The sequence below is a fragment of the Maribacter algicola genome (genome assembly GCF_003933245.1).
GTDB lineage: Bacteria > Bacteroidota > Bacteroidia > Flavobacteriales > Flavobacteriaceae > Maribacter > Maribacter algicola.
In genome coordinates this window covers 208676-224751 of sequence record NZ_QUSX01000003.1, presented here as the reverse complement: position 1 = coordinate 224751, position 16076 = coordinate 208676, and the positions used below count along the sequence as shown (strand labels likewise).

General features: G+C 40.2%; 19 protein-coding genes. 16 read left to right on the top strand and 3 right to left on the bottom strand.

Annotated features, from left to right (window positions below):
- Nucleotides 1–80: 80 nt before the first annotated feature.
- From DZC72_RS15935 to DZC72_RS15910, 6 genes are all read left to right on the top strand, one after another.
- On the top strand, nucleotides 81–539 hold the full coding sequence (locus tag DZC72_RS15935) for a hypothetical protein (RefSeq protein ID WP_125223914.1): 459 nt from the start codon (nucleotides 81–83) through the stop codon (nucleotides 537–539).
- A gap of 228 nt (nucleotides 540–767) precedes the next feature.
- Nucleotides 768–1091 carry a hypothetical protein gene (locus tag DZC72_RS15930; RefSeq protein WP_125223913.1) on the top strand — a complete coding sequence of 108 codons (324 nt, stop codon included), beginning with the start codon at nucleotides 768–770 and terminating at the stop codon, nucleotides 1089–1091.
- Nucleotides 1092–1337: 246 nt separating this feature from the next.
- On the top strand, nucleotides 1338–2165 hold the full coding sequence (locus DZC72_RS15925; RefSeq protein ID WP_125223912.1) for a prephenate dehydratase: 828 nt from the start codon (nucleotides 1338–1340) through the stop codon (nucleotides 2163–2165).
- Nucleotides 2162–3310, top strand: coding sequence for a pyridoxal phosphate-dependent aminotransferase (locus DZC72_RS15920; RefSeq protein ID WP_125223911.1), 1149 nt, complete (start codon nucleotides 2162–2164; stop codon nucleotides 3308–3310). Before DZC72_RS15925 ends, DZC72_RS15920 begins: the two co-directional genes overlap by 4 nt.
- Before the next feature lie 75 nt (nucleotides 3311–3385).
- Complete coding sequence (locus DZC72_RS15915; RefSeq protein WP_125223910.1) at nucleotides 3386–4246, top strand: prephenate dehydrogenase; 861 nt, start codon at nucleotides 3386–3388, stop codon at nucleotides 4244–4246.
- A complete protein-coding gene (locus tag DZC72_RS15910) occupies nucleotides 4246–5328 on the top strand; it encodes a bifunctional 3-deoxy-7-phosphoheptulonate synthase/chorismate mutase type II (protein ID WP_125223909.1) in 1083 nt (360 codons plus the stop codon). Before DZC72_RS15915 ends, DZC72_RS15910 begins: the two co-directional genes overlap by 1 nt.
- 99 nt (nucleotides 5329–5427) lie before the next feature.
- Here DZC72_RS15910 and DZC72_RS15905 read toward each other — a convergent pair whose 3' ends face one another.
- Nucleotides 5428–5868 carry a hypothetical protein gene (locus DZC72_RS15905; RefSeq protein WP_125223908.1) on the bottom strand — a complete coding sequence of 147 codons (441 nt, stop codon included), beginning with the start codon at nucleotides 5866–5868 and terminating at the stop codon, nucleotides 5428–5430.
- A gap of 163 nt (nucleotides 5869–6031) precedes the next feature.
- On the opposite strand from DZC72_RS15905, the gene rsgA reads away from it, so the two are divergent.
- From rsgA to DZC72_RS15855, 10 genes are all read left to right on the top strand, one after another.
- The gene (gene rsgA / locus DZC72_RS15900; RefSeq protein ID WP_125223907.1) at nucleotides 6032–6985 is read left to right on the top strand and encodes a ribosome small subunit-dependent GTPase A; all 954 of its coding nucleotides are present in this window, start codon (nucleotides 6032–6034) and stop codon (nucleotides 6983–6985) included.
- Complete coding sequence (gene dtd / locus DZC72_RS15895) at nucleotides 6982–7434, top strand: D-aminoacyl-tRNA deacylase (protein ID WP_125223906.1); 453 nt, start codon at nucleotides 6982–6984, stop codon at nucleotides 7432–7434. The genes rsgA and dtd overlap by 4 nt, the downstream gene beginning before the upstream one ends.
- Nucleotides 7434–7760 (top strand): nucleotide pyrophosphohydrolase, encoded by a 327-nt coding sequence (locus tag DZC72_RS15890; protein ID WP_125223905.1) that lies wholly within the window; start codon nucleotides 7434–7436, stop codon nucleotides 7758–7760. Before dtd ends, DZC72_RS15890 begins: the two co-directional genes overlap by 1 nt.
- Nucleotides 7761–7796: 36 nt before the next feature.
- The gene (locus tag DZC72_RS15885) at nucleotides 7797–9026 is read left to right on the top strand and encodes a 3-phosphoshikimate 1-carboxyvinyltransferase (RefSeq protein WP_125223904.1); all 1230 of its coding nucleotides are present in this window, start codon (nucleotides 7797–7799) and stop codon (nucleotides 9024–9026) included.
- A 156-nt stretch (nucleotides 9027–9182) separates the two neighbouring features.
- Nucleotides 9183–10235: a tRNA preQ1(34) S-adenosylmethionine ribosyltransferase-isomerase QueA gene (queA, locus tag DZC72_RS15880; RefSeq protein WP_125223903.1), complete on the top strand. Its 1053-nt coding sequence runs from the start codon at nucleotides 9183–9185 to the stop codon at nucleotides 10233–10235.
- A gap of 121 nt (nucleotides 10236–10356) precedes the next feature.
- Nucleotides 10357–11397 carry a 23S rRNA (adenine(2503)-C(2))-methyltransferase RlmN gene (rlmN, locus tag DZC72_RS15875; RefSeq protein WP_125223902.1) on the top strand — a complete coding sequence of 347 codons (1041 nt, stop codon included), beginning with the start codon at nucleotides 10357–10359 and terminating at the stop codon, nucleotides 11395–11397.
- A gap of 152 nt (nucleotides 11398–11549) precedes the next feature.
- Nucleotides 11550–12527, top strand: coding sequence for a polyprenyl synthetase family protein (locus DZC72_RS15870; protein ID WP_125223901.1), 978 nt, complete (start codon nucleotides 11550–11552; stop codon nucleotides 12525–12527).
- Nucleotides 12528–12645: 118 nt separating this feature from the next.
- Nucleotides 12646–13209 carry an RNA polymerase sigma factor gene (locus tag DZC72_RS15865; protein ID WP_125223900.1) on the top strand — a complete coding sequence of 188 codons (564 nt, stop codon included), beginning with the start codon at nucleotides 12646–12648 and terminating at the stop codon, nucleotides 13207–13209.
- A complete protein-coding gene (locus tag DZC72_RS15860) occupies nucleotides 13196–13951 on the top strand; it encodes a hypothetical protein (protein ID WP_125223899.1) in 756 nt (251 codons plus the stop codon). The genes DZC72_RS15865 and DZC72_RS15860 overlap by 14 nt, the downstream gene beginning before the upstream one ends.
- A gap of 92 nt (nucleotides 13952–14043) precedes the next feature.
- Complete coding sequence (locus tag DZC72_RS15855) at nucleotides 14044–15123, top strand: hypothetical protein (protein ID WP_125223898.1); 1080 nt, start codon at nucleotides 14044–14046, stop codon at nucleotides 15121–15123.
- A gap of 60 nt (nucleotides 15124–15183) precedes the next feature.
- On the opposite strand, the gene DZC72_RS15850 is transcribed toward DZC72_RS15855, so the two are convergent.
- Nucleotides 15184–15426, bottom strand: coding sequence for a zinc-ribbon domain-containing protein (locus DZC72_RS15850; protein ID WP_243641763.1), 243 nt, complete (start codon nucleotides 15424–15426; stop codon nucleotides 15184–15186).
- A 12-nt stretch (nucleotides 15427–15438) separates the two neighbouring features.
- Entirely contained in the window at nucleotides 15439–16044 is a 606-nt protein-coding gene (locus DZC72_RS15845) for an SIMPL domain-containing protein (RefSeq protein ID WP_125223897.1), read from the bottom strand.
- Nucleotides 16045–16076 lie beyond the last annotated feature (32 nt).

The window sequence follows — 16076 nt, the reverse complement described above, 5'->3', positions numbered from 1 at the left end:
AGCATATTAAAAACATGTTAAAGCCCACCAAACATCATTTTGTTTAATTAATGTTATTTAATTTTAAACAAAAAAAGAGCATGAAAAAAGTAATATACATTGCGTCATTAGTATCAATACTATTTTTTACAAACCAATCCAATGCCCAAGAGATTACCGTTTTTCAAGGTATGTGGGGTGATGAGTTTTATCAGGATAAGGATAAAATGACTTGGAAGGAATTTGGGATGGCCATGGACTCCAATCCAGCTTCGGAAGTGTATTGGTCAAAATCCAAAAAACAGTTTGGGGTAACCTTCGCGGCCGCAACTGCCAATTTGGGTTTTGGTATTTGGTACTTGGTCAATGAGAACAATGATAAGGAAACGACGGCCCCAATCATTGGTTTTGCAAGTACAGCAGTGGTAGGTTCCATTTTTTACTGTTTGGCCAATAAGAATAAGAAAAATGCTATTTTGGAATTCAACGATAGTTTGGGAAAGACCACCTATAGGTTAGTCCCTTCCGATTCGGGAGTTGGCTTGGCCTTAAAATTCTAGGTAACCGTTTATCGAAATATTTAGTTAGAGTCGGCCTTAGTTAATTGGTTTTTCAGATATTGGATTTCTAAATCCAAAAAAAATTTTATGAAAACATTTTTCTTTTTTGCCCTTTCAGCCTTTCTCTTCATTGAAGTGCAGGCCCAGGAAATAACTTCTTTTTCCGGTTTATAGAGTGTTGAATATTATCAAGATGACAATAGAATAACCAAGCAGGAACTAAGGGAAATGTTTAATAAAAACGAGGAGGTTAAGAAGTATTGGAAAAAGTCAAATACCTATTCTACGTTGGGTTATATATCCCTACTAGGCGAAGGTGTTGGTGCTTTTTGGTTGGCATCCAAATTAAATACAGATAATCTTAATGAGACTATAGCTCCACTATATGTCACTCTTGGTTTTGCTACGATAGCACTAATATTTATGCATTCGGCAAACAAAAACGCCAAGAAGGCAATCCTTAACTATAACAAACAGTTTGATAATCGTACTTCCTTTAAATTGGTACCAACGAGCAATCATAACGGGGTGGGATTGGCCTTAAAGTTTTGATTCTAGCTAAAATCAAATTTTCACTACTTTTTCTAATTTTTTAAAAAAGTCTAAGGACTTTTCTTGGCTATTTAAATATAATTACTACATTAGCCGCGGTTTTAAAGATTATGACAAAGCAATATTTCTGGAACGGTTTTTATTTTTACTTCTTTTTTAAGAGAGGTACGGGACTGTTGTAGTGTATTGAAAAAAATATAATATAAAAGTCCCGTGAAAAACGGGACTTTTTTTTTAGGAAAAGTTGTGGCATTACGAATAGCTATACAGGGAATAAAAGGGTCCAATCATCATCAGGTAGCGAAGAACTATTTTGATGGGGAGTTGGAATTGGTAGAATGTCTATCGTTCGATGCGGTAGTAGACCAATTACTACAAAAGAAGGCCGATAAGGGTGTTATGGCCATTGAGAACTCCATTGCTGGCTCAATCATTCCCAATTATGCATTGGTACACCGGAATAACCTCCATATAATCGGGGAATATTACTTGAACATCCATCATAATTTAATGGTGTTGAAGGGGCAAAGATTTGAGGATATAAAAGAGGTCAGCTCACACCCTATGGCCCTACTTCAATGTAAGGAATTCTTTAAGGATTATCCCAATATAAGGTTGATAGAGGATGTGGATACGGCCGCAACGGCCAAGCGAATTCAAGAGCAAAGATTGGAACATGTAGCGGCCATAGCGCCCAAGGTTGCGGCCGAATTATATAATTTGGACATCGTAGCGGATGACATACAGACCATCAAAAATAATTCCACTCGTTTTATTATTGTAAAGACAAAAAACAAAGAGCTTCCTAAGGAAGAAATAAACAAAGCGTCCCTACGGTTTCTTACGGACCATAAGCGTGGTAGTTTGGCCACGGTGCTGAATGTAATGAGCGATTGTAATTTAAACCTTACCAAAATTCAGTCCCTCCCGGTAATCGAGACTCCTTGGAAATATTCGTTTTTTGTGGATGTCACATTTACTAATTACGATGATTTTGAAAAGGCAAAATCGCTTTTGAATATCATGTTGGAAGAGATAAAGGTATTAGGGGAATATAAAAACGCCATGTTATGATACGAACTGCCAAAAGACTGGAATCGGTTCAGGAATACTATTTCTCCAAAAAATTGAGGGAGGTAAGGGGGCTTATGGCCAAGGGCCGGCCCATTATTAACATGGGTATAGGAAGTCCGGATTTGGCTCCGTCCGCAGCAGTTATCAAAACGGTCCAGAATGCCATTTTGGAGGAAGGTGCACATCAATACCAAAGCTATCAAGGATTACCAGAATTGCGCAATGCCATTGCCTCGTTTTATAAAAGAAAATTTGAGGTAGTGGTTGACCCGGCAAATGAGATACTGCCTTTGATGGGCTCCAAGGAAGGTATTATGCACATAAGTATGGCCTTTTTGAACAAGGGCGATGAAGTATTGGTACCAAACCCTGGGTATCCTACCTATACATCGGTTACAAAATTGGTGGAGGCGGAACCTGTTTATTATGATTTGACGGAAGCCAACGGTTGGTTCCCAGATTTGGATATTCTTGAGGCACAAGATTTGACCAAGGTAAAACTGATGTGGGTCAGTTACCCACATATGCCAACCGGGGCTACGGCTACTAGGGAACAGTTGTCAAATCTTATAGCCTTCGCCAAAAGAAACGATATTTTATTGGTCAACGACAATCCGTATAGTTTTGTATTAAACGACCATCCTAAAAGTATCCTGGCTATCGATGGGGCCAAAGAGATTTGTTTGGAGTTGAATTCGTTGAGCAAAACATTCAATATGGCCGGTTGGCGTGTAGGCTTTGTTTTGGGTAATGAACAATTCTTAGAAGCAGTGTTAAAGGTAAAGAGCAACATGGACTCCGGTATGTTTTATGGTATACAAAAGGGTGCCATAACCGCTTTGGAAAGTTCAGATGTTTGGTATAGTGAGTTGAACGAACTTTATAAGGAACGAAGGGAACTCATTTTTCAATTGGCCAAAAAATTGTGTTGTAGTTATGATGAGGATGCCGTAGGTATGTTCGTTTGGGCCAAATTACCAACGAGTATAACATCGGCAGAGGAATTTATAGACAATATTTTGTACGATAAGGATATCTTCATTACACCTGGGACTATATTTGGAAGTAATGGCGAAGGATATATCCGTTTTTCCCTATGTGTAACAAAAGAGAAGATACAGGAGGCTATTTCAAGATTTGAATAAAATGAAGTTGTACAGGTTGGAAAAAATGATAATAACATCAAAATTCCCCTCCTTGGGAGGGGCCAGGGGAGGCTTATGAACGTTTTTGTAATCGGTATAGGATTGATAGGAGGTTCCTTTGTAAAGGATATCAAGGCAAAAATGCCAGAGGCCAAGGTTTTTGGAATCGATGCCAATCCTGAACATTTGGAAGAGGCATTGGCCTTGGGCCTTATTGAATATAAGGCAACTTATGAGGATTTGGATAAGGCCGATTTTGTGTTTGTCAGTATTCCGGTCAATGCCACGGTGAAGGAATTGCCAAAAATATTGGACAGCGTACAGGATGATTGTGTGGTCTGTGACGCGGGTTCTACCAAAGAGCTTATTTGTAAGGCATTGGCGAACCACCCTAAGAGAAGAAATTTTCTGGCTTGTCACCCTATTGCGGGAACAGAGTTTTCTGGTCCTTCAGCGGCCATACACGGCCTATATGAAGGTAAGACCAATATTATTTGCGAAGTGGAAAAGACAGCTTTCAAATTACAGGAAAGGGCTTTGGAAATTTTTCAATTATTGGGTATGCGAATTCGCTATATGAATCCCAAGGCCCATGACAAGCATATAGCCTATGTCTCCCATTTGTCACACATAAGCTCATTTATGTTAGGAAAGACGGTTATTGAAAAAGAGAAAAACGAACGTGATATTTTTGACATGGCAGGCAGTGGATTTGAAAGTACGGTGCGTTTGGCAAAGAGTTCGCCGGCCATGTGGGCACCCATTTTTGAACAGAACAAGGAAAATGTCATAGAGACCTTAAATGAATACATTCAGAACCTGATGGATTTTAGGGAATTGTTGTTGGTGGATGATTTTGATGGCATTTATAACGAAATGAACAATACGAACAAGATAAAATCAATATTAAAGGGAATACCGATAAATAAGAAGTAATGGAGAACAAGAAAGAAATGAGATCTTGGTTGGATGATATGAATTTGAACCATCCACTGGTAATTGCTGGGCCTTGTAGTGCCGAGACCGAAGAACAGGTTTTAAAGATAGCACATGAGTTAAAGGATACCGATGTAAATTATTACCGTGCCGGTATCTGGAAGCCAAGAACGCGCCCCGGAAATTTTGAAGGTGTTGGTGCCTTGGGTCTAAAATGGCTTCAAAAGGTGCGTGAGGAAACAGGACTAAAAACCGCTACGGAAGTTGCCAATAGGGCTCATGTGGAATTGGCCCTGGAGTATGATGTGGATTTACTTTGGGTAGGTGCCCGATCTACCGTAAGTCCGTTCATTATGCAGGAATTGGCCGATGCCCTGGAAGGCACGGACAAGATCGTTTTGGTTAAAAATCCCGTAAATCCTGATTTGGCCCTTTGGCTGGGAGGAATAGAAAGATTGTATACCGCAGGGGTAAAAAAATTAGGAGCTATCCACCGTGGGTTTTCAACCTATGAAAAAAGCAAATACAGAAATATTCCGGAGTGGCAAATGGCCATTGAATTCCAGAACAAATTTCCTGATTTACCATTGATCAACGATCCATCACATATCACGGGAAGAAGGGATATGATCTTTGATGTTTCCCAAACCGCTCTGGATTTAAACTTCGATGGGTTGATGATCGAGACCCATTACGACCCAGATAACGCTTGGAGCGATGCTGCCCAACAGGTAACTCCAAAAAGATTGGTTCAGATCATGAAGGATTTAAAAATAAGAAAGGAGACCGATGTTGAGGCGGAATACAATTCCAAATTGAGCAATTTAAGGGCACAAATCGATGTGATCGACAACCAACTGATTGATATCCTAGGAAAACGTATGAAGGTTTCCGATAATATAGGAGCCCTTAAAAAGGAAAGAAACGTTGCCGTGCTTCAATCCAACCGATGGAACCAAATTCTAGGTGCTATGATTTTGGAAGGGGAAAGCAAGGGGCTCAGTGAAGAGTTTATATTGAAAATGTTCAAGGCAATTCACCAAGAGTCCATCAATCACCAAGAAAAAATCGTAAATGGATAACATAAAAAGCCCGGTCATTGACCGGGCTTTTTATGTTCATTTTTCGAATAGGTTCAAATTGTATTTTTTAGTGCCATTGTCCTTCAACCCCAAATGGGTTTACCTTTTAAAAACAAAACGGGTAATAAAAATTCCTTGGCCGTCCTTGTCGCCGGCATTGGCCTCAACTCCACTGGTTACAAAAACGAGTTCCCAACCCTCCGCGGCCATGGCCGTGAGTTTGGAAGAAATGAGCGCATCGTTGGCGGCAATATTTTGAAATCGGATTCCTGCTATATTATAAAAATTAAGCAGTTTGGTCTCCTCAAAATCCTTTACCCGTATATCTGATCGGTCCGCTTTGTTCCTTGTATTGTCCTCTTCCGTTTGTACGGATGCAAATTCCTTATAATCCCTATCCGCATTACCATCAATAATTCTAGATCTTCCCAAACCGCTGGGCACGATGGATTCAACGGTTGTTATAATTTTGAATTCTTGGGCTTGAGCAGCAATTACTGCCAAAAACGTAATGAAAAGGGTGTAAAGTGTTTTTTTCATGATTTTGGTTTTTAAAGGATGAATCATTCGTTTTTCGTATAAATCAAATTTACAATATACACATGGTAGGTAATACGATAAAATACCATTCTTCTTGAAAAGAATGTATACAAATGGATTCTGAAAGTAATATCGTTTCTTTGTAATTGGAGTTATTGCCAAAATGGAAGGAACAGTCTATAAATCTACAGGAAGTTGGTATACCGTCAAAGCTACGGACGGATCGTTCTATGAATGCCGAATCAAAGGTAAATTCAGGATCAAGGGGATAAAAAGCACCAATCCCATTGCCGTTGGTGACAATGTACATTTTGAACTGGACGAAAAAGGCGAGGAAAAGGTGGGGGTCATCAATAGTATAGAAGATCGAAAAAACTATATAATCCGTAAATCGGTCAATCTTTCAAAACAGACCCATATTATCGCTGCCAACCTTGATCAGGTTTTTTTGTTGATTACATTGAACAACCCAACTACCTATACCATATTCATTGACAGGTTTTTGGTAACTGCCGAGGCATATCAAGTACCCACAGTGCTGGTCTTCAATAAAATCGATACCTACTCCGACGCGGAAAAAAATGAAATAAAATTTTTGATGTCCCTCTATCGGGAAATTGGATATACCTGTATAGGAATATCGGCGAAGACCGGAAAGAACGTAGACATGATAAAAGAGATTATGATCGGAAAAACCTCTATGTTTTCAGGGCATTCCGGAGTAGGAAAATCAACCTTGATCAATGCCGTTGAGCCTGGTCTGGGCATTAAAACTGCCAAAATATCCCAACAGCATCTACAGGGACAGCATACAACCACTTTTGCCGAAATGTTCGATTTGAGTTTTGGGGCGCAGATTATCGATACGCCCGGAATAAAGGGGTTTGGGATTGTGGATATGGAAAAGGAAGAAATAGGCGACTATTTTCCTGAACTGTTTCAATTAAAACAAGACTGCAAGTTCAATAATTGTATTCATATGGACGAGCCCCAATGTGCGGTAAAAGCGGCTTTGGAAGATGGCAAGGTTTCCTGGAGCCGATATAAAAGCTATGTACAAATGATAACGGGGGAAGACGAGAATTATAGAATAGACATTCACGGGGAAAGAAAATGAGAACGGTCATTCAGCGCGTATCCAGGGCAAGTGTAACCGTAGAGGGAAAAGTTGTTTCCTCTATTGGGAACGGTCTTCTTATATTGCTAGGTATAGTTGTAGAGGATACTGAAGAGGATATTGATTGGCTGGTCCGTAAAGTAATCAACTTGCGAATATTCAACGATGCATCGGGTGTTATGAATACATCCGTAATGGAAAGTGATGGTGACATTATCGTGGTAAGTCAGTTTACCTTGCACGCATCCACCAAAAAGGGAAACAGACCTTCCTATTTAAGGGCTGCCAAACCGGAAATTGCAGTTCCCCTTTATGAAAAATTTATTTCCAGACTGGAGCAGGAATTGGGTAAAAAAGTAGGCACAGGAATTTTTGGGGCGGATATGAAGGTTGATCTGCTCAACGATGGTCCGGTGACAATTATAATGGATACAAAAGATAAGGAATAATGAATATAGACAACGCACAAAAAGCAGTAGACGATTGGATAAAGCAACATGGCGTACGTTACTTTAATGAGCTTACAAATATGGCACAGTTGACCGAAGAGGTTGGGGAAGTCGCACGGATAATCGCACGAAGATATGGGGAACAAAGCGAAAAGGAATCCGATAAATCCAAAGACCTGGGCGAAGAACTTGCAGATGTCCTCTTTGTGGTGCTTTGTTTGGCGAACCAGACCGGTGTAGATTTACAACAGGCATTTGATAAAAAGTTAGATTTAAAAACAAAGCGCGATCATGATCGCCATCACAACAACAAAAAGTTGAAATAATACTATCTTTGGCGTTCGTTTTTAATACCATTTATCTTGAAAATCCACCTCGCCGGCCCTAACAATACAGTACTTAAAGATACGATCAAAATAACGGGTTCAAAGAGTGAATCCAACCGCTCACTTCTTTTATCCGCTTTATATCCCGGTATTGAAATACAGAACCTTTCAAATTCTGACGATGCCCAGGTCATGGAAAGCGGGCTAATGCAAAAAAAGGGAACGGTGAACATTCACCATGCGGGTACCGCAATGCGTTTCCTTACCGGCTACTTTGCGGCCTTGGAGGGAAGCGACGTAATCCTGACCGGATCTAAAAGAATGACGGAGCGGCCCATAAAAATACTGGTGGATGCCTTGAACGAATTGGGTGCAGATATTTCCTATGTAAATGAAGAAGGATACCCGCCCCTACGCATCAAAGGAAAAAAGCTTGCCAAAAATCAAGTAAGCCTACCGGCCAATATTAGCAGCCAATATATTTCTTCACTCTTGCTTATCGCGCCCAGTTTGGAAAATGGTCTCGAGTTGGAACTTGTTGGTAAAATTACCTCGGTTCCCTATATAAATATGACCTTGGGATTATTGAACGAAATTGGAATAGAAACTAGTTTTCAAGGGAATACGATTTTGGTAAAACCAAAAGCATCGGTCAACCCTACTGCCTTGGTTGTTGAGTCGGATTGGAGTTCCGCATCTTATTTCTACAGTATTGTCGCATTATCGGACGTGGGTTCGGCAATAACCCTATCGGCCTATAAAAAGAGCAGTCTACAAGGAGATAGTGTTCTTCAGGAAATATATACCGATTTTGGGGTGGAGACCTCCTTTGGTAAAAATGAGATCACCTTGATAAAAGCATCGGATACTCCTAAATCCTTTATTGATTGTGATTTGGTAAATGCCCCGGATATAGCCCAGACCATTGCGGTCACGTGTTTTGGATTGGGGATCGGTTGCCACCTGACCGGACTTCATACCCTCAAAATCAAGGAGACCGATAGATTGGAAGCCTTGAACACCGAGTTGACCAAACTGGGAGCGGATATTTCCGTAACGGACAAAACGCTTACGTTAGGGACTTCAAGTATAATGAACAAGGACATTGCCATAGACACATATAACGACCACAGAATGGCCATGGCCTTTGCCCCCTTGGCCTTAAGGACTTCTCTGGTAATCAACGATGCCATGGTGGTTACAAAGTCCTATCCAGATTTTTGGAAGGACCTTGAAAAACTACATTTTAAGGTGCGGGAATTATAATTGATGTTTTACTTGACAACCCCCTATTGTGGTTCGTATATTTGCAGCCGCAAAAAGCGGTGCAAAAATTATGCTAAGTAGTGGACCTAAAAATTCTTTTGAAATAGTTTTTTGGGGATAAACATCTAGTGTTGGCGGTCAATAAAAAAGAAATACATGAAATTATCCAATTTTAATTTTGAGCTTCCAAAGGAGTTATTGGCGGAACATCCGTCAGAGAATAGGGATGAGTCCAAATTAATGGTCATAGATACCAAAACAGGTAAAATTGAACATAAAATGTTCAAGGATATGATCGATTATTTTGATGAAGGGGATATAATGGTCCTTAACAACACCAAAGTATTTCCGGCACGTTTATATGGCAACAAGGAAAAAACGGGGGCCCGTATCGAAGTATTTCTTTTACGTGAGCTTAATGAGGAGCAGCGTCTATGGGACGTTTTGGTGGATCCTGCCCGAAAAATCCGTATAGGGAACAAACTTTATTTTGGCGATGATGAAACCTTGGTTGCAGAGGTCATTGACAATACCACTTCCCGTGGTAGAACATTAAGGTTTCTATATGACGGGGCATATTTGGATTTTAGAAGAAAATTAAGGGAACTGGGCGAAACCCCGCTTCCCAAATATATCAAGAGGAAAGTGGAACCAGAAGATGAAGAAAGATACCAGACCATCTATGCCAAACATGAAGGTGCCGTAGCCGCTCCAACGGCAGGTCTGCATTTTTCAAAACATCTGTTGAAAAGGTTGGAAATAAAGGGCGTTAATTTTGCCGAACTTACCTTGCACGTGGGATTGGGTACATTTAATCCTGTTGAAGTGGAAGATCTTTCCAAGCATAAAATGGATAGTGAGGAATTGATCATTGATGAAAAGGCCACGGAAATTGTCAACAATGCCATTGCCAAGAAAAGACGAATATGTGCCGTGGGGACCACCGCTATGAGGGGATTGGAAAGCGCGGTCTCTTCCAATCGAACTTTGAATACGTTTGAAGGTTGGACGAATAAATTCATTTTCCCTCCGTACGAATTCAGTATCGCAAATTCGATGATTACTAATTTCCATTTGCCAAAATCGACCTTATTGATGATGATTTCAGCTTTTATGGGCCATGATTTAATGAAAAAGGCATATAAGGAAGCCATTATGGAAGGTTATAGGTTTTACTCCTATGGCGATGCCATGCTCATTTTAAGATAACTTTCCCCAACTTTTGAGGAGATAAATAAGAAGGGTCCCGCTTTATCATTACTTTGAAAAGCGGGATTTTTGTCGATAGCGATTAAACCATTCCAAAAATGAGAATGGTATTACACCTTTTATGGAAACAAGGAAGAAGGACATAAGGGCATTGACCAGAGACCAACTAAGGGATTTTTTTGTATCCCAAGGGGATAAGGCCTTTAGGGGCAACCAGGTCTATGAATGGCTTTGGCAAAAATCCGCCCATTCCTTTGATGTTATGACCAACTTGTCAAAGACGACCCGCGATATGTTGGAAAGTAACTTCGTGATTAACCATATCCAAGTGGACCAAATGCAACGAAGTTCAGATGGTACCATTAAGAATGCCGTACGTTTGCATGATGATTTGGTGGTGGAGTCCGTACTTATTCCTACCAAAACGAGGACCACGGCCTGCGTGTCCAGTCAGGTGGGGTGCAGCTTGGATTGTAAATTCTGTGCCACGGCCCGCTTGAAACGTATGCGTAATTTGAATCCAGATGAAATCTATGATCAAGTAGTGGCCATTGATAACGAAAGCCGATTGTATTTTGACAGGCCCTTGAGCAATATTGTTTTTATGGGTATGGGCGAACCCCTCATGAATTATAACAATGTATTGAAGGCCATTGACAAAATCACCTCCCCAGAAGGTTTGGGCATGTCTCCAAAACGAATTACCGTTTCCACTTCCGGTGTGCCCAAGCTGATCAAGAAAATGGCGGACGATGCCGTAAAATTCAAATTGGCCGTATCCCTTCATTCTGCCATAGACGAAACCAGAACCGCGATAATGCCCTTTAATGCCACATTTACCTTGGCCGACCTTCGAGAGGCACTGGTGTATTGGTATCAAAAGACCAAAAGTCGCATCACCTATGAATATGTGGTCTGGGAAGGTATCAATGACCAACGAAAGGATGTGGACGCCTTGGTGGAATTTTGCAGGTTTGCACCATCCAAGGTAAACCTTATCGAGTATAATCCCATTGATGACGGGGATTTTCAACAAGCTTCCAATACGGCCATTGAGATGTATGTGGAAACCTTGGAAAGGAACGGCATTACGGTTACCGTTAGAAGATCAAGGGGAAAGGATATTGACGCTGCCTGTGGTCAATTGGCAAATAAATCGTAAGGTTTATAGTTAAAAGTTAAAAGCGAAAGTTGTTTTTTTGTTAATTACCAACAACCAACAACCAACAACCAACAACCAACAACTAATTCCCACACCCTAATTACCGCTCACTGAACTCTTTTCCCTAATTTTGAAATTCTAAGCCAAACTGCTTGAAAATAGTATCACAAATAAAGGAACCGATCAACCGGGAAATGGATCTTTTTGAAACCAAATTTCGGGATTCAATGGTTTCCAAGGTGGCTCTTCTCAATAGGATTACCTATTATATAGTTAACAGAAAGGGCAAACAAATGCGACCTATGTTCGTATTTCTTACTGCCAAATTATTGAACGATGGGGAGGTCAACGAACGTACCTATAGGGGTGCATCCGTGATCGAATTGATACATACGGCTACTTTGGTGCATGATGACGTGGTGGACGAAAGTGATAAGCGCAGGGGCTTTTTCTCCATCAATGCACTTTGGAAAAACAAGATTGCCGTTCTCGTTGGGGATTACCTATTGTCCAAAGGACTCTTGCTTTCCATTGATAACGGGGATTTTGATTTACTCCGAATTATTTCTGTTGCGGTAAGGGAAATGAGCGAAGGGGAACTGCTTCAAATTGAAAAGGCCCGAAGATTGGATATTACCGAGGAAGTGTATTATGATATCATTCGCCAAAAAACGGCCACCTTGATAGCTGCCTGTTGTAGTTTGGGTGCCTGTTCCGTAATGCCCAATAGTGAGGATGTGGAAACTTTCCGGAAATTTGGCGAATTGTGCGGCATGGCGTTTCAGATAAAGGATGACCTTTTTGATTACGGGGAAGAGAAAATTGGCAAACCGACGGGAATCGATATCAAGGAACAAAAAATGACCCTTCCCTTAATTTATGCCTTGAACAATTGCTCCAAAAAGGAAAAAAGCTGGTTGATAAATTCGGTCAAAAACCACAATAAGAATAAAAAACGGGTAAAAGAAGTCATTGCTTTTGTCAAGGAAGTTGGGGGCTTGGATTATGCCGTTTCCAAAATGCTCCAATTTAAGGACGAAGCCCTTTCATTGCTACATCAATATCCAAAATCCGATTACAGGGATTCCTTGGAGCTTATGGTAAATTACGTCGTGGAGCGTAAAAAATAGGTTTATAATTATTTCATAACATAACTTATTGATTTTAAATAATTTAAAAATTATTTAAAGAATCAGGCAACTATATTGCATCTGAATGCGTCTATTTTAATAGAAGACCTTAAAAGATTTGAAAATTATACCCTTTTATAAAAACGAACGGCAAATTATAAAGAAAGCCATAGATGGGAATAGGGAAGCCCAAAGGGTTTTGTATGCCAAACATGCCCCTAAGATGCTCAGTGTTTGTAGGCAATATATAAAGGACACTCACTTTGCCGAGGATGTAATGATACAAGGGTTCGTAAAAATGTTCAATCATCTGGAGTCCTTTAAGTTTCAGGGCAGCTTTGAAGGATGGGTACGAAGAATTATGATTAGGGAAAGTATTTCCTTTCTTAGAAAACAGCAGTTCGTAGTGTATGACGATCACATTTTTGAGGACAATCAGCCAAATTTCTCAGAAGTAGTATCTGATTTGGATACTGAACATATTCAAAGGTTAATAGACGCCTTGCCCCAAGGATATAAAATGGTCTTTGTGCTGTATACCGTAGAGGGATACAAACATCAAGAAATTGCCGAATTGTTGGATATTACGGAAAGCACCTCCAAATCCCAACTATTTAAGGCCAGAAAAATGCTCCAAGAGCAATTACAACAACAAAATATCATTGGATATGGAACCAGATAAGTTTGAAACGCATATCAAGAATAAATTGGAAGAAAGGAGAATTACTCCTTCGGATGCTGCCTGGGAAAGAATTTCCGGTCAATTGGAAGAACCAAGGAAACAAGGGAAGAACGGCTATTTTTGGATGGCAATCGCGGCAAGTATTGTCCTCATTTTAGGAACCTCGCTTTTTTTCTTTACCAAATCCGAAGAAATTGAAGGCCCTGCAACTACAAATGTTGTTGATTCAGAGAATGTCAAAATCATCGAGCAAAATAAGGAAGCAAAGGACTCCATAGTTTTGGGAGATTTACAGCCCGAAGCACTTGTGGTAAACGATACTAAGGAATCCAAAGTAAATAGGAACGGAAATTTTCAGCCTTCATTGAACCCCCAATTGGAGTCGGTTATAGATTCAGGCACATCTTTGGCTAAGACGTCCCATCCATCCTTGGAGGATGAAATTATCCCAATGGTTCCCACGGAAATTCTGGATGCGAAAATTGCCGATGTAATCGCCCAAGTGAATGACATAGAGACATATGGAAAAATAACGGAGGCCGAAGTAGACTCCCTACTAATGAATGCCCAAAAGGAAATTCTAAGGGAAAGGCTTTTTAATCACGATAATTCGGTCAATGCCATGGCCTTGTTGACCGAGGTAGAGGAAGAACTTGATCAATCCTTCCGGGACCAAATTTTTGAAACCTTAAAGGCCGGTTTTATGAAGGTTAGGACGGCCGTGGCCGACAGGAACAACTAAATCATAAAAACAATCGAAATTTCCTTCTCTCTATACATTGCTATAGGGACAGGGACTGGAGTTTTATTCATCAACAATCAAAATCAAAAAAAATGAGAACAATTACATTATTTGTACTGGTAGTGTCCACACTATTCGTGGTGAACACAATAAGTGCCCAAGAGGAATATGCAAGGAAGGTAAAGGCCTTAAAATCACAAAAGGAGCAAGTCACGCAACAGGAGAAGGAGGCTTTGAAAGTTGAAGTATCTGAAATAAACCGGCGTTTAGCCGATGGTTCCATTTCAGAAGAAGAAGCCAAAATACTAAAGGAAGCGGCAGCTGAAAAAAGGGCCTTGAATATTGAGAATAGGCTAGTGATTATCGATAATCAAATTTCTTTGCTAGAACGTAACGATGGGATTTTGTTAAACGATATTGGAGTGGATTCAATACCTGAAGGTCAAATCCGCATAGGAATCGACATTGGAGGGAAACCTGCCGAGAGCTATATTTTCAATACGAACTCCTGGAAACGGGATTTAAAATATGATCGCCGTACGTATTCGGACTTTGTTATTGCCGTGGGATTAAACAATGCTATTATAGAGGGTCAATCCTTGAACGATTCTCCGTACCAATTGGGCGGGAGCAGGTTTTTTGAAATGGGCTGGCAATGGCGGACACGGGTTTTTCAGAATACCAATTTTCTTAGATTGAACTACGGGTTTTCATTTCAGTTCAACGGACTTGAAATGAAGGACAATCAATACCTTGTCCTGAACGACCAAGGGAATGCAGAGCTTCAAACCTTTGAATATGAGCTTGATAAATCGAAGTTTAGAATGGATAATTTGGTATTCCCCTTCCATTTGGAGTTTGGCCCCTCAAAATTCAAGGAAACGGATAAGACCATAAGATACTCCTTGCACAATCAATTTCGACTGGGAATAGGAGCTTATGGTGGCTTTAACATCGGAACGAGGCAAAAGCTTAAATACGAACAAGATGGCAGTAGTGTCAAGGATAAATTGAAACGAGACTACAATACCAACAACCTTATCTATGGTTTAAGTGCCTATGCGGGATTTGACGGCGTGCTGCTGTACCTTAAATATGACATAAACCCTATTTTTAAAGATGCGGCCATAGACCAAAGAAACGTATCGCTTGGCCTTCGATTTGATCTGTAAAGAGGCAGGTTTTAAGTTTGTTTGGGTTAGAAAGGGCATACCATATGGGTATGCCCTTTTCTAATTTGTGGCCCTTTTCATTTCTTCCGAAAACTCATCTGGATAATACACACGTTTGCAATGGCTACATTCCACTACTTTTGACGAGGAAATTTTAAAGAGTTTTATCCAGAATAGATGAAAATAATTTGAAGAAATAAAGGCACTTAGCGTATCCACTTGGTTACAGTACGGACAAGAAACACCGTGGAGAAGTCTGGTTTCTGATTTACCCGGCCGTGTTCCAAAAAAAAAAAGAATCATAAGAATTTAGGTCTACAACAATTCAAAAGAAGCGTTTAGATAATAGGTGCGTTTCTTAATGGCATTGCCATAATAAAGCGATTCGTTGATTTCTTCATTATTACCGTCGCTGATATAAATAACTTTTCCTACGGAACGTCCTATTTTTTTGGCGATGGCCTCTGCTTTTTGTTTTGCGTTTTCATAGGCTTTATGGGCATAGTCCGCCATTTGGCTATCGGTTAGTCTTGCTTTCATGGAAGTTTCGGATCGGGATACGCCCATGGACTTAACCAATAGAAAATTCTGCATCTCTTCCAAAGAATCTGTTGTATAGGTTAGGATTATGCCATCCTTTTCATATCCCATCAGAGCATAGGATAAGGGGTCTTCCTTTAGTTTTGATGTGTCCAATCCCGCCTGGCCCAATTTATCCTTATACGTTTTCTTTAGTTCCTCCAAGCTGACCGTTTGGGCGTCGTAATAGACATTGTTTAGGCTTACGATCATGCTACTGGTATACGTAGGTGCGAAATCGTATTCATAGGTACCATTTGTATTAATGGTGTTTGGGCTTTCCTGTGCGAAAAGGGTATTCAAAAAGCAAAGGAAAAATAAAAGGAGAAGTGATTTTTTCATGGTTTTTAAATTAAAGTGTTTAAGCTAAGATA